The sequence below is a fragment of the Devosia sp. P2_G7 genome (assembly GCF_056403495.1).
In genome coordinates this window covers 17,710-39,046 of the sequence record NZ_JBFUFI010000007.1, presented here as the reverse complement: position 1 = coordinate 39,046, position 21,337 = coordinate 17,710, and the positions used below count along the sequence as shown (strand labels likewise).

General features: G+C 63.8%; 18 protein-coding genes. 13 read left to right on the top strand and 5 right to left on the bottom strand.

From position 1 onward, the window contains the following. Window positions 1-44 precede the first annotated feature (44 nt). Window positions 45-449: a tellurite resistance TerB family protein gene (locus tag AC1DWU_RS12880; protein WP_477150389.1), complete on the top strand. Its 405-nt coding sequence runs from the start codon at window positions 45-47 to the stop codon at window positions 447-449. Here the strand turns inward: AC1DWU_RS12880 and AC1DWU_RS12875 are convergent. Further along, on the bottom strand, window positions 446-1,258 hold the full coding sequence (locus AC1DWU_RS12875; protein WP_477150388.1) for a transporter substrate-binding domain-containing protein: 813 nt from the start codon (window positions 1,256-1,258) through the stop codon (window positions 446-448). The two genes, AC1DWU_RS12880 and AC1DWU_RS12875, sit on opposite strands and share 4 nt — an antisense overlap. A gap of 232 nt (window positions 1,259-1,490) precedes the next feature. Between AC1DWU_RS12875 and AC1DWU_RS12870 the strand changes: the two genes are divergently transcribed. After that, window positions 1,491-3,260 carry a glycosyltransferase family 2 protein gene (locus AC1DWU_RS12870; protein ID WP_477150387.1) on the top strand — a complete coding sequence of 590 codons (1,770 nt, stop codon included), beginning with the start codon at window positions 1,491-1,493 and terminating at the stop codon, window positions 3,258-3,260. On the opposite strand, the gene AC1DWU_RS12865 is transcribed toward AC1DWU_RS12870, so the two are convergent. Then, window positions 3,248-4,504, bottom strand: a complete 1,257-nt coding sequence (locus AC1DWU_RS12865) for a D-amino acid dehydrogenase (RefSeq protein WP_477150386.1) — start codon at window positions 4,502-4,504, stop codon at window positions 3,248-3,250. The two genes, AC1DWU_RS12870 and AC1DWU_RS12865, sit on opposite strands and share 13 nt — an antisense overlap. Window positions 4,505-4,651: 147 nt before the next feature. Between AC1DWU_RS12865 and AC1DWU_RS12860 the strand changes: the two genes are divergently transcribed. The 7 genes from AC1DWU_RS12860 to AC1DWU_RS12830 all read left to right on the top strand — a co-directional run bounded on the left by AC1DWU_RS12860 (window position 4,652) and on the right by AC1DWU_RS12830 (window position 14,700). Continuing rightward, complete coding sequence (locus AC1DWU_RS12860; RefSeq protein ID WP_477150385.1) at window positions 4,652-6,184, top strand: hypothetical protein; 1,533 nt, start codon at window positions 4,652-4,654, stop codon at window positions 6,182-6,184. A gap of 690 nt (window positions 6,185-6,874) precedes the next feature. Then, window positions 6,875-8,080, top strand: a complete 1,206-nt coding sequence (locus AC1DWU_RS12855) for a methyltransferase domain-containing protein (RefSeq protein WP_477150384.1) — start codon at window positions 6,875-6,877, stop codon at window positions 8,078-8,080. Continuing rightward, window positions 8,077-8,985: an NAD-dependent epimerase/dehydratase family protein gene (locus AC1DWU_RS12850; protein WP_477150383.1), complete on the top strand. Its 909-nt coding sequence runs from the start codon at window positions 8,077-8,079 to the stop codon at window positions 8,983-8,985. Before AC1DWU_RS12855 ends, AC1DWU_RS12850 begins: the two co-directional genes overlap by 4 nt. Before the next feature lie 24 nt (window positions 8,986-9,009). Then, the gene (gene gmd, locus AC1DWU_RS12845) at window positions 9,010-9,999 is read left to right on the top strand and encodes a GDP-mannose 4,6-dehydratase (protein ID WP_477150382.1); all 990 of its coding nucleotides are present in this window, start codon (window positions 9,010-9,012) and stop codon (window positions 9,997-9,999) included. Continuing rightward, window positions 9,999-10,970, top strand: a complete 972-nt coding sequence (locus AC1DWU_RS12840) for an NAD-dependent epimerase/dehydratase family protein (RefSeq protein WP_477150381.1) — start codon at window positions 9,999-10,001, stop codon at window positions 10,968-10,970. Before gmd ends, AC1DWU_RS12840 begins: the two co-directional genes overlap by 1 nt. Before the next feature lie 85 nt (window positions 10,971-11,055). Then, window positions 11,056-13,500, top strand: coding sequence for a glycosyltransferase (locus tag AC1DWU_RS12835; RefSeq protein WP_477150380.1), 2,445 nt, complete (start codon window positions 11,056-11,058; stop codon window positions 13,498-13,500). A gap of 36 nt (window positions 13,501-13,536) precedes the next feature. Beyond that, window positions 13,537-14,700, top strand: a complete 1,164-nt coding sequence (locus AC1DWU_RS12830; RefSeq protein WP_477150379.1) for a polysaccharide pyruvyl transferase family protein — start codon at window positions 13,537-13,539, stop codon at window positions 14,698-14,700. A gap of 137 nt (window positions 14,701-14,837) precedes the next feature. Here the strand turns inward: AC1DWU_RS12830 and AC1DWU_RS12825 are convergent, their stop codons facing one another. Beyond that, window positions 14,838-15,959: a glycosyltransferase family 4 protein gene (locus AC1DWU_RS12825; protein ID WP_477150378.1), complete on the bottom strand. Its 1,122-nt coding sequence runs from the start codon at window positions 15,957-15,959 to the stop codon at window positions 14,838-14,840. 100 nt (window positions 15,960-16,059) lie between these two features. Here AC1DWU_RS12825 and lhgO point away from each other — a divergent pair, with 100 nt between their 5' ends. Together lhgO and AC1DWU_RS12815 are read left to right on the top strand one after the other, a co-directional pair. Then, window positions 16,060-17,256, top strand: a complete 1,197-nt coding sequence (gene lhgO, locus AC1DWU_RS12820; RefSeq protein ID WP_477150377.1) for an L-2-hydroxyglutarate oxidase — start codon at window positions 16,060-16,062, stop codon at window positions 17,254-17,256. Then, on the top strand, window positions 17,256-17,921 hold the full coding sequence (locus tag AC1DWU_RS12815) for a D-glycero-alpha-D-manno-heptose-1,7-bisphosphate 7-phosphatase (protein WP_477150376.1): 666 nt from the start codon (window positions 17,256-17,258) through the stop codon (window positions 17,919-17,921). Before lhgO ends, AC1DWU_RS12815 begins: the two co-directional genes overlap by 1 nt. Here AC1DWU_RS12815 and AC1DWU_RS12810 read toward each other — a convergent pair. Further along, window positions 17,905-18,627 carry a sugar phosphate nucleotidyltransferase gene (locus AC1DWU_RS12810; protein WP_477150375.1) on the bottom strand — a complete coding sequence of 241 codons (723 nt, stop codon included), beginning with the start codon at window positions 18,625-18,627 and terminating at the stop codon, window positions 17,905-17,907. The two genes, AC1DWU_RS12815 and AC1DWU_RS12810, sit on opposite strands and share 17 nt — an antisense overlap. Further along, complete coding sequence (locus AC1DWU_RS12805; RefSeq protein WP_477150374.1) at window positions 18,624-19,196, bottom strand: D-sedoheptulose-7-phosphate isomerase; 573 nt, start codon at window positions 19,194-19,196, stop codon at window positions 18,624-18,626. Before AC1DWU_RS12805 ends, AC1DWU_RS12810 begins: the two co-directional genes overlap by 4 nt. Before the next feature lie 174 nt (window positions 19,197-19,370). On the opposite strand from AC1DWU_RS12805, the gene AC1DWU_RS12800 reads away from it, so the two are divergent. Together AC1DWU_RS12800 and AC1DWU_RS12795 are read left to right on the top strand one after the other, a co-directional pair. Next, window positions 19,371-20,309, top strand: a complete 939-nt coding sequence (locus tag AC1DWU_RS12800) for an NAD-dependent epimerase/dehydratase family protein (RefSeq protein WP_477150373.1) — start codon at window positions 19,371-19,373, stop codon at window positions 20,307-20,309. Between the two features lie 9 nt (window positions 20,310-20,318). Next, window positions 20,319-21,311, top strand: coding sequence for a GHMP family kinase ATP-binding protein (locus AC1DWU_RS12795; protein ID WP_477150372.1), 993 nt, complete (start codon window positions 20,319-20,321; stop codon window positions 21,309-21,311). Window positions 21,312-21,337 lie beyond the last annotated feature (26 nt).

Sequence of the window (21,337 nt, the reverse complement as noted above, 5' to 3'; positions counted from 1 at the left end):
CGGAAAAGTCTGCAACTTTTCCTGATCACGCTCCAGAGGACCCGATGGCCATCTCCCTGCAGGACGCTCTCATCCACATCATGGTGGTCACCGCCTCGTCCGACGAGGGCATCTCGGACCATGAACTGGACGTGATCGCCGGCCTCGTGGTGCGCTCGCCGGTGTTCGCCGATTTCGACCTGGACCGGCTCTCGACCGTCGCCAATGAAGCCGTCGACAAGACCAACAGCAGCGGCCTCGACAGCGTGCTCGACGATGCCGTGGCGGCAGTGCCGAAGCGGCTGCATGACACGGCCTATGCGCTGGCAGTGGAGGTCGCGGTAGTGGACGTACAGCTGCCGCAGGAAGAGCTGCGGCTGCTCGAGATGGTGCGCGACCGGCTGGATGTCGATCGGCTGGTCACGGCGGCGATCGAGGCCAGCGCCCGGGCCCGGATGCGCGCGGCCTAGTAGAAGCTGACCGGGAACCACCTGAGGTAGAGTTCGTCGTAGACGCCCGAGCGCTTTAGCCGGGCGAGGCCATAGTCGATCGCCTGCCGCACCGCGTCGTGGCCGGCGGGGACCGCTACGGCGAGACCATCGCCGAACAGGTCCGGACGGAAATACGGCTCGCCGGCGAAATCGCAGCAGCCGACATTCTCGTTGAGCCAGAACGAGGCGCGCATGGCGTCGCCGAAATAGGCATCGGCCTCCCCCTTCGAGAGCGCGTCGAGCGCCAGGATCTCGCTGTCGAACTGGATCAGTCCTGCAGCCGGCAGGTAGCGGCGGATGAACTCGGCATGAGTGGAGCCCCGGCGCACGGCGACGCGCTTGCCGTTCAGCGACGCCGGATCGAAACCGGGAGCGGCCGCAACGGGCGTAACGAAGCGGCCCGGCAGCATCAGGTAGATCTGCGAGAAATCGAACAGCGCGCCATTGGCAGGAGTGAGCGCCAGGCCGGCGATCAGCGCGTCGCCCTGCTTGTCCTCGAGCGCCTTGGCCGCCTGGTCCCAGGGCCAGGCCTGCACCGTGCAGGTGATGCCGAGATCGGCGCACAGCGCCCGCGCCAAGTCGACGTTGAAGCCGACCAGTTCGCCCTTGTCGTCGCGGAAGTTGAAGGGCGGGAAATCCGCGGTGGTGAGGAACCGGATCGACGGCACGGCGGCGAGGCTGGGGACGATTTCGCGGGCGCCGGGATCGATATGATACGGCAGGGCCTGCGCCATCACCGGCGCCGACGGGGCGAGCAGCAGAGCGAGGGCGAACAGTAAGGCGCGCATGGCGTTCCGGGGCGGGCGTTCCCCGGCTTATGGCCCAATTCGCGGGCAAAGGCGAGGCCTGTCCGGCCGACTTCCCAAGCCTCGATTTCGATTGACGATAACGCCGCCGTGATAACTAATCCCGGGCTCAGACTTAAATTCTATTGCACGTCATTTGGTGGGCGCAGTGTCGGAGGCGGGGGCGCTTCTTCACGCAATACTTGCCGGGCATGTAAACGGCGAGGCTGAAGCCTTGATTCACCTGGAGGCCGCGCTGGCGCTCGAGGTGGATCCGCTCGACTATTGCGCGCATCGCTTCGGGCTCGGCGAGGCGATGGTGATGGAGCGCGCCGCCGCGTGGGCCGGCCTTGTGTTCTCAGAGCGCATCCCCAACACACTGCCGGGGAGCCCGATCATCGCCCGCATCGAGCGGCTCGGCGAAGTCCGCGCGGTGCGCGCAAAGCTGTTCGAGCGCGAGGTGATCTACTGCGCGCCGCGGTTCGCGGCGTTCCTCAAGCTCAGGCGCTATGCGGCGCGGCATCCGGAAATCCGGCGGAACCTCTGCATCGTGCCTTTGGTGGCGCTGCGCGCCGAGCTGGCGGCGGCCAGCGCGGAGGCGCTGCTGGTCGAAGCACGGCAGCGGCTCGCGCGCAGCTGGCCGCGGGCCAGCGTCAGCCTCGGCACGCCCAAACCGGTGCGGATCGCGTTCGCCGTCGGAGTGGCGCTGCTGATGCTGTTTGCCGTGGCAGCGCCGAGCATCTCGCGGCCGGTGTTCCTGCCGATCGTCGGCGCCATCCTGATCATTCCCGCCCTGCTGCGGCTATGGGCGTCGGTCATGCCGGCCGGCATGCCGGTGGCGCCGCGGCTGCTGAGCGACGCCGAACTGCCGGTCTACACCGTGCTGGTGCCGCTACGCGACGAGGCACAGATGGTGGGACAGCTGGCGCGGGGGATGCGGGCGCTCGACTATCCGCCGGAAAAGCTGGATGTGCGGTTCGTGGTTGAATCGCGCAGCCCCGCGACCATCACCGCGGTGCAGCACGAGCTCTATGATCCGCGCTTCGAGCTCCTGGTGGTGCCGGACGCCCTACCCCGCACCAAGCCAAAGGCGATGAACTACGCAATGCCGCTGGTGAGCGGCCAGTTCGTCGTGGTGTACGACGCCGAGGACATTCCCGATCCGGGCCAGCTTCGGCTGGCCGCGAGCACCTTTGCCGCGCACCCTGAGCTCGAGTGCCTGCAGGCCGAACTGGTGATCGACAATGCCCGTGAAAGCCTGCTCGCTGCACAATTCGCCGGCGAGTACGCCGGCCAGTTCGGGCTGATGCTGCCGCTCTTGGCGCGGCTCGGCCTGCCGATGCCGCTCGGTGGCACCAGCAATCACTTTCGTACCGAGACGCTCCGGCAACTGGGCGGATGGGACTCGTTCAACGTCACCGAGGACGCCGATCTGGGCGTGCGGCTGGCGCGCAGCGGACTTGGAACCGCGACGATCGCCAGCCAGACCGGCGAGGAGGCGCCGCTGACTGCGGACGCCTGGCTGAAGCAGCGAACGCGATGGATGAAGGGCTGGATGCAAACCCTGATCGTCCACAACAGCGATCCCCGCGGGCTGTTGCGCGACCTCGGCTGGCGCGGTTTCCTCGGGTTCCAGATCTATGTGGGCAGCATGGTGCTATCGGCGCCGCTGCACTCGATGTTCCTGCTGTCGCTGTTGTGGACTGCCATCGCCGGATACCGCGCGCCATCGTTCGACGCGTGGGACGGGCTCGCCGGTTTCATCTTCGTTGTTGGCTATGCCGGGCCGGCGATGCTGGTGTTCATGGGCCTGAAGCGGCTCGGCCGCTACGACCTGATGCTGCAGCAACTGGCGCTGCCGATCTACTGGATGCTGCATTCGGTAGCAGTGGCGCTGGCGTTGGTCGAGCTGGTTCGCCAGCCGCACTTCTGGGCCAAGACTGCCCACGGCAAAACGCGGCTGCGCCGGGCGACCCTGGAGCAGCGGCGCGATCAGGAAGCGTAGCGGCTCAGACCCAAATCGCCGACCTCGATGTCCGGTGACCTGCCGGAGATGATGTCGGCCAGCACGCGGCCGGAACCGGCCGCCATGGTCCAGCCGAGCGTGCCGTGGCCGGTGTTCAGATAGAGGTTGGGCAGCTTCGAGCGGCCGAGCACCGGAGTGCCATCGGGGGTCATCGGGCGCAAACCGCACCAGAAGCTGGCCTTGCTGGCATCGCCGGCATTGGGGAACAGCTCGCGCAGCGAACGATCGAGCGGGCCGCGGCGCGACGCGTGGAGGTTCGTATCGTAGCCGGCGATTTCGGCAGTGCCGCCGACGCGGATGCGATTGCCCAGGCGGGTGGTCGCCACCTTGTAGGTCTCGTCCATCACGGTGGACACCGGCGCCACCGAAGCGTCGGTGATCGGCACGGTGAGCGAGTAGCCCTTGATCGGATAGACCGGCAGGCCGATGCCGAGCGGGCGCAGCAACATTGGCGAGTAGCTGCCGAGCGCCACGATATAGGCATCGGCGGTGAGCACGCCCTTGTCGGTCGCCACCCCGGTCACGACACCACCCGAGGTGATGATGTGGTCGATGCCGGTGCCGTAGCGGAAGCCGACGCCCTGGCTGGCGGCGAGGGCAGCAAGCCCCTCGGTGAACATCTTGCAGTCGCCGGTGTCGTCATTGGCGAGGCGCAACCCGCCGACGAAGGGCACGGTGGCGGTGGCCAGCCCGGGTTCGGCAGCGACGCAGCCTCTCGGGTCGAGCACCTCGTAGGGCACGCCATACTGCTTGAGCACCGCGATATCGTCAGCGGCGTGATCCAGCTGCTTCTGCTCGCGGAACAGCTGCACGGTGCCCTGCTGCCGGCCGTCGAAAGCGAGGCCGGTCTCGGCGCGCAGCGCGATCATCATGTCGCGCGAGTATTCGGCCAGCCGTACCATGCGGCCCTTGTTCACCGCGTAGGCACGCTCGGTGCAATTCATCAGCAGCTGCAGGCCCCAGATCCACATGCGCGGATCGAGCTTGGGGCGGAGCACCAGCGGGCCGTCGGTCATCAGCAGCCACTTGATGGCCTTGACCGGGATGCCCGGGCCGGCCCAGGGCGAGGCGTAACCGTAGGAGAGCTCGCCGGCATTGGCATAGCTGGTTTCGAGCCCTGCCCCCGGCTGGCGATCGACCACCGTCACCTCGTGACCCGCCCGCGCCAGGTAGTAGGCGGAGGTGGTACCGATGACACCCGAACCAAGGATGAGGACTTTCATGCGCTCATGTTCATGAGCGCGCGCCGAAAGGCAAGCCGGGACAGCAGCATGGCACTGCGGCGATCGGCTGACACGTGACTTGCACTCCGGCCCGGCGCTGGGCATGTTCATCGGCACGGGGCGCGAATAGACCGTCGGGGAACAACGGTGAGAATTGCGGCACTGTTCTTGGGGCTGATTGCCGGGTTGTTTGTGTTGCTGGTGCCCAGTGCGCTGCGCATCGACCTGATATCGCCATTTCTCGATTTCTGGGCCAACAGCACCAGCGAACGATTGCTCGGCACGATCGGCTGGTATGCACTGGCCGGCGCGGCGATGCTGGGCGGCCTGCTGGCCACGGTAACGCCGGGCTTTGCGGCGCTGCTGCTGCTAGGCGCTGCGGTTGGCTGGCTCGGAATCGGCATTTCGGTGCCGCAATTGTTCACCTACCACCTGCTCGCTCCGGCGGGTGCTGCCGCGGTGGCGGCGGCGGTGGCGTTCCTTGCCGGCGAGCTCCAGATCCGGCGTCGACGCGTGGCAAGGCGCAGCCGCAGGCTTGCGGTCGAGGCAGCACCGGCCAATGACGAGATCGAGCGCGAGGCGGCGTACCGGGCGGATCCACTGCTGATGCCGCGGCAGGATCTGCCGACGCCCAAGCGGGGGATCCCGCTGACGCTCAGCGACGTGACGGTGACCTCGCGACCCGCTGCCGAGCCGCCGCGCTGGCAGGATCTCGACGCGCCGCCGGGACCACGCGGCCGCGATCCTGATATCTGGGCCGAAGCCCGGCGCGAGCCGGCACCGCCGGCAGTGGATGCGCCCCGACCTCGCCGCGAGCCCGAACCGGTGATCGAGGCGCGGCGAGCCGAAACATGGGCCGAACCCGAGCTTGAGCCTGAACCCGAACCCCGTCCCCGGCGGGCGCCCCCAACCCGGCGCGAACGCCGTGGCAGCGGGCTGATCGCCGCCATGGCAGCGGTGGCCGCGGTGCTGGTGCTCGGCCTGGTGCTGGGCGCGGGCGCCTATCTGTTCTATCGCGACGGAAATCTCACCGCGCTGCCGAGTGCATCACCGTCCGCCCCGAGCGCCGTCGCCAAGGAGGCTGCAACCGAGCAGACACCGAAGCCGGCCGTCCCGGCGCCGGCAGCCGCGTCGGCGACGGAGCCGGCTAAAGTCGGCCTTCCCGCCTCGCCACCCGCAACGCCGGCCGCCACATCGGGAGCAGCGGCACCGGCTGCCGTGGTCGCCGACCCCTCCTCCGTGCCGCTGCGCGTCGCGGCCGCCCCAGCACCCGAACTCTACGACGACCCATCGAGCTATTGCCGGGCGGTCGGAACGATCGACTTTGTCGACTATCGCTACGCGGGCCCCGCCTTTACCGAGGCGATGACCCGCGCCTTACTGATCCCGCTGGGCTCGGCCCGCGACCGCGTCCACTGGCGCTGCTTCAACGGCACGGTGCTCGCTTGCACGTCCTATATCGGGCCGATCTGCGACATGGCGCCCACGGTGCTCGAAATGCGCGAGTTCTGCGAACGGAACCCCAATGTCGACCAGCTGATGGCACCCAGCGGCACCTGGTCATGCGCCGATGGGCAACCGCAGCTCCCCACCGACGCCCGTTGGCCAGTCGACGAGCGCGGCTTCGTGCCGCGCGCATGGGTCACGGTGCCCGACACGGAAGCCGCGCCGGCAGGCTAGGTTCGCGATGACGGAGGGGCGCCTCGAAGTGGATTTCAGCATCGCTCGCCCCGCCGCGAGAACCTCGCACTGCCGGCAGACGGTCGGCATCCAGACGTGGGCATCAGGTCGACAACGGCCGTAACCCCTCGTGTCGTGACTGCGATCGAAGGCGGAACAACGGATGCGCCAGGCACAGGTCAATGTGCCGCGGACGCGGTGAACATATCTGCTGCAATCAGCCAGTTATCGAATTCTCCGGCAAGAACTTCATATAGCTTATTGCTGCGCGCAATAGACAGTGGTCGCCTGCTCGCGGTTTGCCTGCGCCAAATCGAGCATGAACGACGACAGCTCCCGCTATCTCAATAGATCAGAACTGATCTTTGATCCATCGCGTCCGCTTCGTTGATATCTCTTGATATCCGCATTGGTGTTACTACCAAGATTCACCACCTATGTGTGTATTCGCAAAGATGTTGTCTAAGTTGTGCTGATCGGAACTTGGCGCCGCCGGCTGGATAGGCATATTGCCATTGCGGCTTAGGCTAGGTAAAGGGGATGTCCGCGGATCGGCGCCATACTTTCGGGCCGGCTGTCTGTCACGAGCAAGGATCCTGTTCCAGCGCTGCTGGCACGCGGTATGCGCGTCGCGGCGCTCGACACATTTGAGCAAGGCGATACGACCCAATGGCGTCGAAGGATAGTGGCATGAAGTGCCGTGTGTGCGATGGACTTCGGCTCGAGCCGGTGGTCGATCTGGGTGAGCAGCCCTGGTGCAATCACTTCCTCCGCAAGGAAGAGGTTGGCACCGAACCTTTCTATCCGCTGCGTGTCGTCTATTGCCATGACTGCTCGACGGCGCAGCTCGACTTCACCGTCAAGAAGGAAATCATGTTCGGGGATCACACCTATCTTTCAGGTGTGACGAAAGCCCTGTCCGATCACTTCGCTAGCGTGGCGAGCGAAGTGGACGAGCGCTTCTTCCAGGGCCGGACGGAAAAGTCGATCCTTGATATCGGCTCCAACGACGGCACTCAGCTCAAGCATTTCCAGAAGCTCGGCTATGAGGTGCTCGGCGTCGAATCATCCAAGGGGACCGCGAAGGCCGCCAACGACGCAGGCGTTCCGACCCTCAATGCCTTTTTCAACAGCGAGACGATGGCCGGCATCGGCCACAAGTTCGATGCGTTCAATGCCTCGGGCGTGTTCTTTCACCTTGAAGAACTGCATTCGGTCTGTGAGGCGATCAAACAGGGGCTGAAGGACGATGGAGTGTTCGTCGTCCAGTTCCTCTACATGAAGAGCATCATGGAGAATCTGGCGTTCGACCAGATTTACCACGAGCACCTGCTCTACTACACGCTCAAGACGATCGAGACGCTGCTGAACCGGCACGGTTTGGCCATGTTCGATGCGCGCCTCGCCCCCATCCACGGCGGCTCGATCATCGGCTTCATCGGCCATGCCGGCGGACGCCCCGTTTCGGAGCGACTCGCCCAGATGCGGGCGGAGGAAGAGACGTCCGAGTGCAACACAATCGAGGCCTATCGGCTCCTCGACGAGCGCATCAAGCGCATGAAGCAGGACAATGTCGCCTATCTCGACACCGCCCGCGCCGCCGGCAAGCGCGTCTTCGGCATGGGCGCCCCAGTGAAAGGCAACACCATGCTCAACTACTTCGGCGTGGGGCCCGAGCGCATCCAGTGTCTGGTGGAAAAGAACACGCTACGGCGCGGTCTCTACTCGCCGGGCATGCACATCCCGATCGAGATCGAAGGCGAGCTCGAGCAGCAGCCCGACATCTACTATGTGCTGGCATGGAACTTCAAAAAAGAGATCCTGGCCAACAACCGTGACCTGATTGAAAGCGGCGTCGAGTTCTACTTTCCGGTCGACCCGAAGGTAAGTGCATGAATATTCTGGTCACGGGCGCCTCAGGATTCCTGGGAACGGCGCTTTGCTCCTTCCTCGAGCGGCAGGGCGCGGTGCTGACGCGGCTCAATTCGCGCAACTGCGACCTGACGCAGCCTGACAGCCTGCCGGCGGCGGCGCCGGACCGCTACGACTTGATCTTTCATCTCGCCGCCTGGACGCAGGCCGGCGACTTCTGCCTCCGGCATCCGGGTGAGCAGTGGATCATCAACCAGAAGATCAACACGCACGTGCTGGATTTCTGGGCCAGCCAGCAGCCGCAAGCCAAGCTGGTCTTCATGGGCACCAGTTGCGCCTACGCGCCGGGATCGGACCTGCGCGAAGCGGACTACATGGCGGGTGAGCCGATCGACAGCCTCTACACCTACGCCATGACCAAGCGCATGCTCTACCAGGGCGCTCGCGCGTTGCACCGCCAGTTTGGCCTGCGCTACCTCTGCGCCGTTCCCTCCACCCTTTATGGGCCGGGATACCATACGGACGGACGGCAGATGCACTTCATCTTCGACCTGATCCGCAAGATCATCCGCGGCAAGGAGTTCGGGGAACCCGTCGTCCTGTGGGGTGATGGCCACCAGAAGCGCGAGATCGTGCTGGTAGACGATTTTGTGCGCATTCTCTGGGCCCTGACGGACAAGTTCGACAACGACATCTTCAACATCGGCGCCGGCCAGGAGTTTTCGATCCGCACTTTCGCCGAACAGATCTCCACTATCGTCGGCTACGACGCCGGCAAGATCCAGTATGATACCAGCCGCTATGTCGGCGCGACCTCGAAATGCCTCAATGTCGACAAGGCCAAAGCGGCCGTTCCGTATGAACTGACGGCGCTGCACGAAGGACTCGAGAGCACGATCCGCTGGTTCTACGGTGCCAAGGCATACTAAGCAGTCACTTCGGGAAGGCCCAGGATGGAAGCGAAACGAGCCCTCATAACCGGCGTGACGGGGCAAGATGGGGCATATCTGTCGAGCGTCCTTCTCGACAAGGGATATGAGGTCCATGGCCTGGTGCGGCGCAGCGCTTCTGCGGATGTCGTCGGGGCCAGGTTGACCTGGCTAGGGATCGCAGACCGCGTCGTCCTCCACGACGGTAACCTGATCGACCTGTCCAGCATCATCCGAATCCTCCAGGAGGTTCGCCCCTCGGAAATCTACAACCTGGGGGCGCAATCCTTCGTCAAGTCATCGTGGGCGCAGCCCTTGCTGACGGGGCAGGTTACGGCGCTTGGTGCGGCCAACGTCCTCGAGGCGATGCGTCTCGCCTGTCCCGAGGCACGGTTCTATCAGGCGTCGTCGTCAGAAATGTTCGGTTTGATCCAGCAAGAAGTGCAATCAGAGACCACGCCATTCTACCCTCGGTCTCCGTACGGCGCCGCCAAGCTCTATGCGCACTGGATGACCGTGAACTACCGCGAGAGCTTCGGCATCCACGCCTCGAGCGGCATTCTCTTCAACCATGAATCACCGCTGCGCGGCATCGAGTTCGTCACGCGTAAGATCACAGATGGGGTCGCGCGGATCAAGCTCGGACAGACCGACAAACTGGTGCTCGGCAACCTCGACGCCAAGCGCGACTGGGGACATGCACGCGACTATGTCGAGGCGATGTGGCTGATGCTGCAGCAGGATACGCCTGGGGACTACGTGATCGCCACCGGTCGCACCACATCGGTTAGAACCTTCTGCGAGTTGGCATTCGCCCATGTCGGCCTGGATATGCAGGAGCATGTCGAAACCGATCCGCGCTTCCTGCGGCCGGCCGAGGTCGACGTCTTGCTTGGCGATGCATCGAAGGCTCGAGAGGCGCTGGGCTGGACGCCGAAGACGAGCCTCGAACAGCTGGTCGCCGAAATGGTCGACGCTGACATAGCGCGCATCAAACGCCACGAGCGCCTTTGATGGCGATGACGGTTCTGGTCACCGGAGCCAGCGGCTTCGTCGGGCCCTATGCGATAGCCGCGCTTCGCCGCACGCTTGATCCCGACACGGTAATCGTCGCTACTTCACGTGTGCCGACAACGCTCCCTGATCTCGGGCACGTCCATGCGCTCGATGTGACGGATGAAAGCTCCATTCGCGCCGCCCTAGAACGGCACAGGCCGACACAGGTTCTGCATCTGGCCGGCATTGCAACCACTGGACCGGAGGCGAATCCCGGGGCCTACCGGCGTGTCCATGTCGATGGGACGCTGAACCTGGCGCGCGCGATCGTCAGCTGTGTCCCAGAGTGCGTCCTGATCCATGTCAGTAGCGGGCTCGTCTATGGAGAAACCGGACGGAACGGCTATCCGCTGGCTGAGGACGCACCTCTTGCGCCGGTGGGCGACTACGCCGCCAGCAAGGCTGCGGCGGACACAGCCTTGGGTGCGCTCGCTGAGAAAGATCTCCGGTGCCTGCGCCTGCGTCCGTTCAACCACAGCGGCCCCGGCCAAAGCGAATACTTCGTCCTGCCAGCGTTTGCCGCCCAGATCGCACGCATCGAGGCAGGGCTGGCTTCACCGGTCATCAAGGTGGGAACTCTCAACGCCGAGAGGGACTTCCTCGACGTGCGAGATGTCGCCGATGCCTATGCGCTCGCAGTGCGCGACTCGGAGGTGGTAAGGTCTGGGGAGATCTTCAACATTGCGAGCGGTCAGCCGCGGCGCATCGCTGATCTGCTTCACGACTTGGTCAGCCTGAGCGCGGTCCCGATCAGGATTGAGCAGGACCCATCTCGGATGCGACCGGATGAAATTCCCCGAATCGTAGGCGACTCGAACAAATTCAGGCTGCGATTTGGATGGACGCCGGTGCGGGACTTTAGGCGAACCCTGTTAGAAGTGCTCGCCGGATGGAGATCGGCTGTGTCAGCTGGACCGATGACCGAATGAGTGGGCATCCGTACCACGACATCTGCTATCTCTCGGCCAGCAGTTCCAACCCGCCGCACAAACGTCCGGATAGCGAATACGCGTAATGAGGACAACATTATACATCCTCGATCAGGGCCTGAAGGGCGTCGGCGGACACTACTTCGAGTATGTGCGATCAATTCAAGCCGCTGCGGCTCTTGAAGGCATCGATACCGTCATCGGCTGTCACGCTACGGCTGTGGGCGGCAAACTCGCCTTGGGCGCTCTGCACCCGATATACTCTGACGACGTTTGGGCTACGCTGCCCGGTGAGACGTATGACTCTCCAGTGAATCTTCGTGGTGTCAGCGAACGCTTCGTTGCGGAGACCCGCAACTTGTTGACGCGGTTTCCACCGAAGCCCGGCGACACCATTTTTATGCCGAACATCGCCAAGCCGCACTTGATGGCGGCGGCGTTACTGGCCGAGGAGTATGCTTCGCAGGGCGTCCGCCTCTGCTATATGTTTAGGTACCCCAGCGGGTTCTTCCTCGGGGGCGTTGCAGAAGAGGCCTTTCGCCGTCTGGAAGCAGCGGCGGCTTCAGGCCTGATTTTCTTATGCACCGACAGTCACCGCCTCGCAGATGAGTTGTCCGCCCTCTGCCCGATACCGTTCACAGTCGTTCCCATACCGTACACGGATCATGTGAGCCGCAGCCGCACTGATGAACGAACGCCCCCACCCCTGCATCTTGTCAGCCTCGGCAACGCGCGTGGCGAGAAGGGCATCCGTGAGATCCACGCCGCTATCAGACTAAGTGCCAGCAAGCCGTGGGCCAACGACGTTCGTTTCAGCATTCAAATCAACGAACCATATGAGGCCGAGGATGTGGCGGCAGCCTTGCTAAAGGATGCCGACCCTCGCGTAACACTGATCAGTGATGCGCTCGATAGCGACGCATATTACCAGCTGCTCGCCGACGCGGACGTGGTTCTCACCCCGTATCACCGAAACATCTATCGGGATCGTACATCCGGCGTCTTCTTAGAGGCACTTCTTGCCGGCAAGCTCACTATCTGCACCAAAGACACGTGGATGCACGATCTCCTCGTCAAGCACGGTGGTGGCATCGCCGTTGAGGACCGATCGCCAGAGGCGATCTGTCGCGCTATCGGGGACATTCTTCAGAGATACGCGCACTTCTCCGATAACGCGCACACGGCAGCAGCATATTGGGCGCCTATTCACTCCGCCGAGAATCTGGTCGCACATCTCATTGGTCGCACGGGCCGCCCCGTTACTGCCGCCGAGGGAAAGAGGGCCGTCATCTTCTTTCCATGGGGCGATGCGTTAGGTGGAAATTCTGGAGCGGCCCGCCGGCTGCGACTTATGGTCACCTACCTGGAGCAGCACTTTAGTGAGGTGCGAGTTCTATTTGCGGCCTCCGGTGAAGTAAGCGGGCCGATTGGGCTCCGCTCAGAGGCTGAGGCGTATCACTACTACAATAACCAATCAAAAGCACTTCGCTTCGGTCTTAGAGCCGCCTCACGTCTACTTGGCGGTACGCGAGATGAGAGTTTCCATCTCTGGTACCACCTGTGGCCACGATTGGATCGGCGCTTCCGTGACAAGTGCCGCGATCTGGTGAAGTGGGCTGATGAGGTCTACTGCGAGTATAGCTACTTCGCGCCCGTTCTTCGATCCATCTGCGAACGAGAGGGCAAGCGCCTCCACGTAACGCAGTATGACATCGTTTCCGAGCAGGCGGGCGACGTCCCAGTCGTTCGTCGGGCTACCCGAGCGCTGGAGTTCGGTTCATTGAGACAGGTTTCTGCCCTCTATGCCGTCAGCGATGGGGACCGAAAAGTACTGCTAAATGAGGGCATCCCAGCAGAGCTCATTCCACACCCCATCGATGTGGATGAGGGTCGTTCCTCGCTCCGCCCCGAAGAGCGCACGGTGATCCTTGAGAGGGTCTTGAATGTGCGCAATCGAGACCAGCGTGTCTGCTTCTTCGTTGGCAGCAACTATGGTCCCAACCAGGCGGCCGCTGCCTTTATTCGCGGCATGGCTGACCAAATGCGCAATGACCCGAGAGCGAAGGACATCCTTTTCGTGGTTGCGGGAGGCTGTACGGCTCCCGATCGGCTGCAGAATTTTGTATCTCTGGGTATCGTCGATCGGCAGGTCTTGTCAGCTCTCTACGAAGAGGCAGACATCGTTCTCATTCCTCTAACGGAAGGAACGGGCACCTCTATCAAGAGCATAGAAGCACTTGCTCGAGGAGCCTTAATTCTTTCGACGCGAGTGGGTATGCGGGGCCTAGACGTCGTTAGCGGTCAGCACTGCCTGGTCGAGGACGATCTCTCATCCTACCCCGAACGGATACTGGAACTCCTGAACGACCCAAGAAAAGCCGGCGCCATGCGCGCCAGTTCGGCGGCCTTCGGCGGCGCTTACGACTATCGAGCGCTATTCGCGCCCTACACACGGCCAGAAGTGCTTTCGTCGTTGCCCAAGGGAGCGGGGCGGGACGGTTCGGCGAAAGGTCGCAGTCGCAATGCTTGATGGTCGACAGCAGGCAATTTCTGAGGGTTCGGGGTCATGAGAGTATTGCTGTTAGGGGGCGGCGGCTATCCCAACTACGGGGATGAACTCATCGCAGCCACGACCGCAGCCTTTTGGCTGTCCGTCGGCGCAGAAGTTCTGCTTAACTCCTTCAATCCGGTAGAGAGTCAGCGCTTCTTCGCGATGCGGGGCATCGTTGCGTCTCACACCCAATCGATTTGGGATGATGCGCAGAAACGAGAGTACTCGTCGCTGCGCGACGCGATCGCAGCAGGTGGACGCGGTCATGACTGCATCGCGGGGATCGATGTCGTGCATTTGCACGGCGGGGGGTACATCAATTCGATGTGGCGCTCGTCTGCCTACCTCATTGGCGTCGCGCACGCCTATAGGAGGACCGGCGCAAGGATATTTGCGACCGGACTCGGGCTCGAACCCCTGATCGAAGACGATGCCAAGGCGCTGGCCGAGGCTGCGAATCTGTTCGAAGTCTTCGAATGCCGAGACGGATCGGCGGCACGCCTAAGGGAGAATGGTGCCAAGCAGGTCATTAACGGGGTCGATGACGCTTTTCTTGAGCCTCGATCGCGCAGGCAACGCAAACTGGTACCGGACCTGAATATCGCGCTGTCATTCGACCAGGCGACGCCCGCGTACCGGAGCGAGGTGCTGGCGTGGTTGCAGGACGCCATCGAGCGTGACCGTCGAGCCTTTGACAAGATCGTGCTGTGGGAATTCTGCGAGCGAAACCACGATCTTGAACTCGTTCGAGAGGGACTGGACCTTTCCCTATTCGAAGGGCGCGTGGAGGTGCGATCGTTCGCGGAAATGTCCCGGGGGGGCCACGCTGTTGCGGAAGGAGACTTGGCGGTCGCGTCGCGTTTTCACGCCCATCTCCTCTTTGCTCGAGCTGGAGCGAGAGGCATATACGTGCCCGGTCCAGACAGTTACTATCAAGGAAAGCACCAGTCCCTTGTTGACCAAGGCTCTTTGTGGCGGTCGTTCGACGAGGCGCGGTCGATAGGCGGACTGGCCGTTGGCAGTCGGTCGCTAACAACCGGGGCGGAGGGGCGCGCCAGGCGAGCAAAACGCATAGCGTATCGCCCCCTGCTCAACTATGCCTACCCCAACCGCGTCGATCTTCTGGTGGCCAAGGCGCGTACCGCCTGGCGCAGCGCCGCGAACAGGCGATCTGAGTAAGGCCATCAAGATGAGCCCGGTCGCCAGGTCGCCCTGATTCAAGGCATGTTCAAAGAACCGACCGCCGCTCACATCGCGCAAGCTTGGCACCACGACTGAGCCTAGGTGCCCAGCACAGGTGAGAGCAGGCCGCGCCGCTAAGGAACCAGGCTGCGATAGACTGCGATGGTTGCGGCGGCGACCGCGGTGGTTGGGAATTCGGCCTCCGCCTTGCGTCTTCCCGCCCGCGCAATTGCTCGGCGCAGCGGTTGATCCTCAGCCAGCCTTACGATGGCGGCGGCAAGCGCCTCGGCGTCGCGGGGGGGAACGAGCAGGCCGGTTACCTCGTCGGTCACCACCTCACGGCAACCCGGGACGTCAGTGGTGACGATGGCGCGTTCCGCTGCCATGGCCTCGAGCAGGGTCTTGGGCAGACCTTCCCGATATGAGGGCAGCGCCACGATATGGCTCTGGGCCAGGATTTCCAGCACATCGCGACGAAAGCCGAGCCATTCGACGATGCCCGCCTGGTCGAGCGCCTTGAGCTCGGCCTCGGTCATGGAGGACGGATTCTGCGGATCGGGGGCGCCGACCAGGGTAAAGCGGATGTCGTGCCCGCTGGTGGCGAGCAGGCGCGCCGCCTCGATGAACTCGCCAACGCCCTTGTCCTTCAACATGCGGGCGACGAGGACCACCCGGACCGGCGCCGGCGGCTCAGGCGACGGCCTGATCGCTTCGATGTCGACCCCTGCCCCGCGGATCAGCACGGCTTCGGCCGGGTCGACCGAACCGTCCGCTGTTGCCGTCGCCAGATCGTCGGGGTTCTCGAACACCACCCGGCTGCGGGGAGGATTCAGCAGCCGGCGCAGCACGGCGCGGATGAGGGGGCGGAGCAGCCGAGCGAGCGGCGCCTGCGACGAGAACACGAAGCCCATGCCGACCGGCGCATTCACCACCGCAGTGTTGCCGGCCGCGAGCGAACCGTAAATGATCGGCTTCAGGGCGACGTGATGGACAATATCCGGGCGCTCGGAGCGATAGAGGCGCCAGATGGCCAGCAGCGTCCGCAGCTCGCGCAGCGGATTGAGCCCGCCACGGCGGAAGGGAACCTCGACGAACCGGTAGCCGTGCTCCCGAATGGTGGCGCCGTCGCCATTGTCTCGCGCCGCAACCACAACCTCATAGCCGGCACCGCGCGCGGCGTGAGCCCGATCGAGGAAATGCGACAAGAAGAACCAGTCCTCGGTGAGCAGGAACACCAGCTTCTTGCGCGCCGTCACGATCGGTTCTGACTCCCTCAGGCCGACCACGACGATGATAGACCGGTGGGTTCGGATAGCGTAGACGGGCCGACGAGTCTACCTAACTGGATGCACGCACATGCGGTTCGACTACTGCGTCATCGGCGCAGGGATTGTTGGCCTCGCCTCCGCCAACAAGATCCTCGAGGCCAATCCAGGCGCCAGCCTGCTGCTGCTCGACAAGGAGGAGCGGGTTGCAGTCCACCAGACCGGGCACAATAGCGGCGTCATCCATGCCGGAATTTACTATGAGCCGGGAAGCCTGAAGGCCAAGCTCTGCCGTGCCGGCGCGCATATGACGCGAGCGTTCTGCACTGAGCATCAGATCCCCTTCGAGCAATGCGGCAAGCTGATCGTCGCAACCAATGCCGCCGAGGTCGCGCGCATCGACGCGCTATACGCGCGCGCCGCGGCCAACGGCCTTGCGATCACCCGCATCGACCAGGCCGAATTGCGCGACCGCGAGCCGCATATCACCGGCATCGCCGCGCTGCTCAGCCCCGAAACCGGCATCGTCGACTATACGCGGGTCTGCGAGAAGCTGGCCGAGACCGCACGGTTGGCCGGTGCGGAAATACGCTTCGGCGTTGCAGTGGACCATATCAAGGAAGGTCCAGACAGCGTTGAAATCGGTGCCGGTGGGGACCTCTGGATTGCTCGCAGGCTGGTCGTCTGCGGCGGCCTCCAGGCTGATCGACTGGCCACCGTCGCGGGCCTCGATATCGACTTCCGGATCGTGCCGTTCCGCGGTGAGTACTTCCGGCTCAAACCGGAAAAGAGCGAGATCATCAAGCACCTGATCTATCCGGCCCCCGATCCCGAGCTGCCGTTCCTCGGCATCCACCTGACGCGGATGATCGATGGCAGTGTGACGGTGGGTCCCAACGCCGTGCTCGGGCTAGCGCGCGAGGGCTACCCGAAATTTTCGGTCGACCCGTCCGACGCCTGGACCATCGCCAGCTTCCCTGGCTTCTGGAAGCTGATCTTTGCCAACCGCAAGCATGCCTTGCACGAGCTCAAGGGCTCGCTCTCGAAGCGCGCCTACCTCGAGGAATGCCGCAAATACTGCCCGTCGCTCGAGCTCGAGGACCTGCTGCCGTATCAGGCGGGGATCAGGGCGCAGATCGTCACCAGGGACGGCAAGGCCTTCCATGATTTCCTGATCAAGGAGACCGACCGGATGCTGCACGTCTGCAACGCACCATCGCCGGCCGCGACGTCGGCCCTGCCGATCGGCCAGATGATCGCCGAGAAGGTGACGGCGCGGGTGGCCTGATGGTGGAGCACGCGTACCCACTGATTGATCCGGGCTGTTGGGCAGAGCGGCTGTCGGCCATCGACTATGCTGGTGCTCCTGCATTGTTCCTCGATCGCGATGGGGTGGTGGTCGAGGAATCGCACTACCTGGGTCGGGCCGAGGATGTCGTCATGATCCCGGGCGTTGCCGAAGCCATCGCCGAGGTCAACCGCCGGCACATCGCTGTCGTGCTGGTGACCAATCAGGCGGGAATCGCGCGCGGCTACTATGACTGGAGCGGCTTTGCAGCGGTCCAGGCGGAGATCTCCCGCCACCTCGCGGCCAGCGGCGCGCGCCTCGATGCCGTGTTCGCCTGCGCCTATCACGGCGAAGGGCATGAGCCCTACCGGATCAGTGGTCACGCCTGGCGCAAGCCGCAGGCCGGCATGCTGGTCGCGGCTGCCGACATGCTGGGCGTCGACCTCGCAGCCTCCTGCCTGATCGGCGATACCATTACCGATCTCGAGGCTGGCAGACGGGCTGGCCTTGGCCTCGTGACGCTGGTTACGACCGGCCATGGTGCGCAACACCTGGTGGAGCACGGAAGCGCGCTCGCGGCTTGGCCGGAGGCTACGGTTCGCGCCGATGCCGTGACGGCCATTGGCGATTGGCTGGCTGCCCAGCGGCCTAGAGGTTCTGCCTGACGAAAGCTTCCGCCTGGGCCAGCGTTTCCGGCGTGCCAATGTCGATGAAGGCGGCCTCACCGAGGGGCACGACACGAAGGTCGGCGCCGGCGGCGATCAATTCGGGCACCAGATCCTGCTCCATGCTGCAGGCTCCGTCACGCCGCAGCGCTTCGAGTGCCGTCCGCCTGAACAGGTAGAGCCCACTGTTGATGTAGCCGTGCCCGGGCACCTTCTCGCGGAACGCGGTCAGCCTATTTCTGCCGTCGAAGGCCAGGCTGCCATAGCGGCCTGCATCCGGCACTTCGACGCCGATGATGCCCCCGGCAAGACCCGGCTCCACGCGCAGAGCCAATAGCTCCGGAATGCCGCCAATGCAGAGCCCGTCGCCGTTGGCGACCAGTACCCAATCCCGGCAGAGGTGCAGGCAGTTGAGCACGCCGCCCCCGGTGCCGAGCGGGGCCGGCTCGCGGCAGGCGACCCGGTCGATCCCGGGGAGCGAACCATCGGCGCACCAGGTCTCAATCGCTTCCGAGCGATAGCCGGTGGAATAGACGAAATGGCTGAGGCCGAAGCCGCCGAGAAACATCGTCAGCCAGTGGAGAAATGGCTTGCCGGCCACAGCGATCATCGGTTTGGGCGTCTCGGGATGAATCGCCTGGATGCGCGTCCCCCTGCCCCCGGCGAGGACGAGGACCGAAACGTCGATATTTGCGCCCGCGGTCATGCGTCTGGAAACAACGCGGCTTCGACCTGCTCGCACAGGTAGTGATAAAGGCAGATGTGCACCTGCTGGATCATCGGTGTGGAACGCGATGGAACGTCGATCAGCACGTCGGCAGCTGCCGCAAGCTTGCCGCCGCCCTGGCCGGTGAACGCAACGGTGGTCATCCCGGCGGCGGACGCCGCCTCGAAGGCCGCGATGATGTTGCTTGAGTTGCCCGAGGTGCTCAACCCGATCAGCACGCCGCCCGCGGCGCCGTAGGCCTCGACCTGGCGCGCGAAGACGGTTTCGAAGGCGTAGTCGTTCGACCAGGCCGTGAGCACAGCCGTGTTTGACGACAGGCAGATGCAGTTGATGGCGCGGCGTTCCCTGAGGAAGCGCCCAACCAGCTCGCCGCTGATGTGCATGGCATCGCTGGCCGAGCCGCCATTGCCGCAAACCAGGATCGGTGCGCCGGCCCGAACGGCAGCAACCATCGCCGCCACGGCCTCGTCGACCCGCCGCGAACCAGCGTAGTTGGCAGCTTCGTCGAGTATCTTCGCCGAACCCGCAAGATAGTCGGAAATGCTCATTTGATCTCCCGCGAGCGCCCTCCCGGGACGCCAAGGTCACATCGCCGTAGAGGCGTGATCGCATTGCCACGCATCATCGGAAGCTGGCAAGCGAACATATCGGCCACGTTGCCTCCCATAGGCTTTTTCTGTAGGCATGCGCCGGTTACTAACCTCGGGGCGGGCAAGCACATAATGAGCGATAGGGTATTGGTCACCGGCGCGGCGGGCTATCTTGGCTCCATCCTCGTGCCGGAGCTGCTGGCGCAAGGCTTTTCCGTCACCGCCCTTGATACATTTGCTCGCAATGACGGCGCGCTGAACGCGGTCGCGGCCCACCCGGCGTTCGAACCGATTCGCGGGGACACGCGCGACAAGCCGCTGGTCGAGCGCCTCGTCGCCAAGGCAGATATCGTGATCCCCTTGGCGGCCCTCGTCGGTGCGCCGCTCTGCAAGCAGGATCCGCTCAACGCCCAGACCATCAACCAGGACGCCATCGTCGACATCATCGGCATGATGAGCCCGGCGCAGCGGATCCTCTATCCGACCACCAACTCGGGCTATGGCATCGGCACGCAGGGAGAGTACTGCACCGAGGAGACGCCGCTCAACCCGATCTCGCTCTATGGCGTCACCAAGGTCGAGGCCGAGAAGGCCGTGCTCGGGCGCGAGAACGGCGCAAGCCTGCGCCTCGCCACCGTCTTCGGCATGGCGCCGCGGATGCGGCTCGACCTGCTGGTCAACGATTTCACCTATCGCGCCGTCACCGACCGCGCCGTGGTGATCTTCGAAGGTCACTTCAAGCGCAACTACATCCACGTTCGCGACGTCACGAAGGCCTTTCTTCACACCATCGCGAATTTCGAGACGATGCGAGGCAACGCCTACAATGTGGGACTGTCCGACGCGAACCTCTCCAAAAACGAACTCTGCCAGCGCATCCAGAAGTACGTGCCGGAGTTCGTGCCGATCGAGGCGCCGATCGGCGAGGATCCGGACAAGCGCGACTACATCGTCTCCAACGCCAAGATCGAAGCCACTGGCTTCAGGCCGGACCATTCGCTGGATGCCGGCATCCAGGAACTGATACGCGGCTATCGGATGATCCGAAACGCCAAGTTCGGCAACGTCTGACCAGCGCCCATGCTCCTCACTTCGCGTACGCCGCTCCGGGTCAGTCTGTTTGGCGGCGGTACCGACTATCCAGAGTATTTTGAGCGGCATCCCGGCGCAGTCGTCGGCATGGCGATCGACAAGTATATCTATGTCAGCGCGCTAAGGCTCGGCAACCTGATCGACTACCACTACCGGGTGAGCTACAGCCGGCTTGAGACGGTGCACTCCATTTCGGAGATCCAGCACCCGGTGGTCCGCAGTACGCTTGAGTATTTCGGCGTTACCGAGCCGCTTGATATCAACGTCATGGCAGATTTGCCCGCGCGTAGCGGCCTGGGCAGCTCGTCGAGCTTCACGGTCGGCCTCATCAACGTGATTGCGGCACTGAAGAAGCTCTCGCTGACCCGTCTCGACCTTGGTAAGATGGCGATCAAGGTGGAGCGCGAGATCCTTCAGGAGAACGTCGGCGTGCAGGATCAATTGCACGCGGCGTTTGGTGGCATCAATCGCTTCGACTTCGCTGACAACCGCATCCGCATCTCTCCGATCCAAATGACTTCGGACTGCCAGGCGAGTCTGATGTCGTCGCTGGTCCTGGTCTACACCGGCGTGCAGCGCTCGGCCTCCGACACCGTAAACGAACAGCTGAAGGCCACCCGCGAGAACAAGGTGGAGCGCGAGCTCAGCCACCTCCTGACACTCACGAGCCAGGCAGTGGACGTCCTCGAGTGCGACAGTTCCGACCGCATGCTCATCGATCTTGGCGAGATGCTGCACGACGGCTGGGAGACCAAGAAGAAGCTCTCGAGCAAGGTATCGAATCCACAAATCGACGAGCTCTACGCCGCGGCCCGGGCGGCCGGCGCCCTCGGCGGCAAGCTCTGTGGCGCCGGAGGTGGCGGTTTTCTGCTGATGCTTGTGCCGGCAGAACGCCTCGACAGCTTCACCGAGGCGCTACGCGGCCACTCGGTCATCCGATTGGGCCTCGACACGCAGGGTTCGGTCGTACTCAACGCCTGAGTTCGGCAGGAACGGCGGGAGGCAGG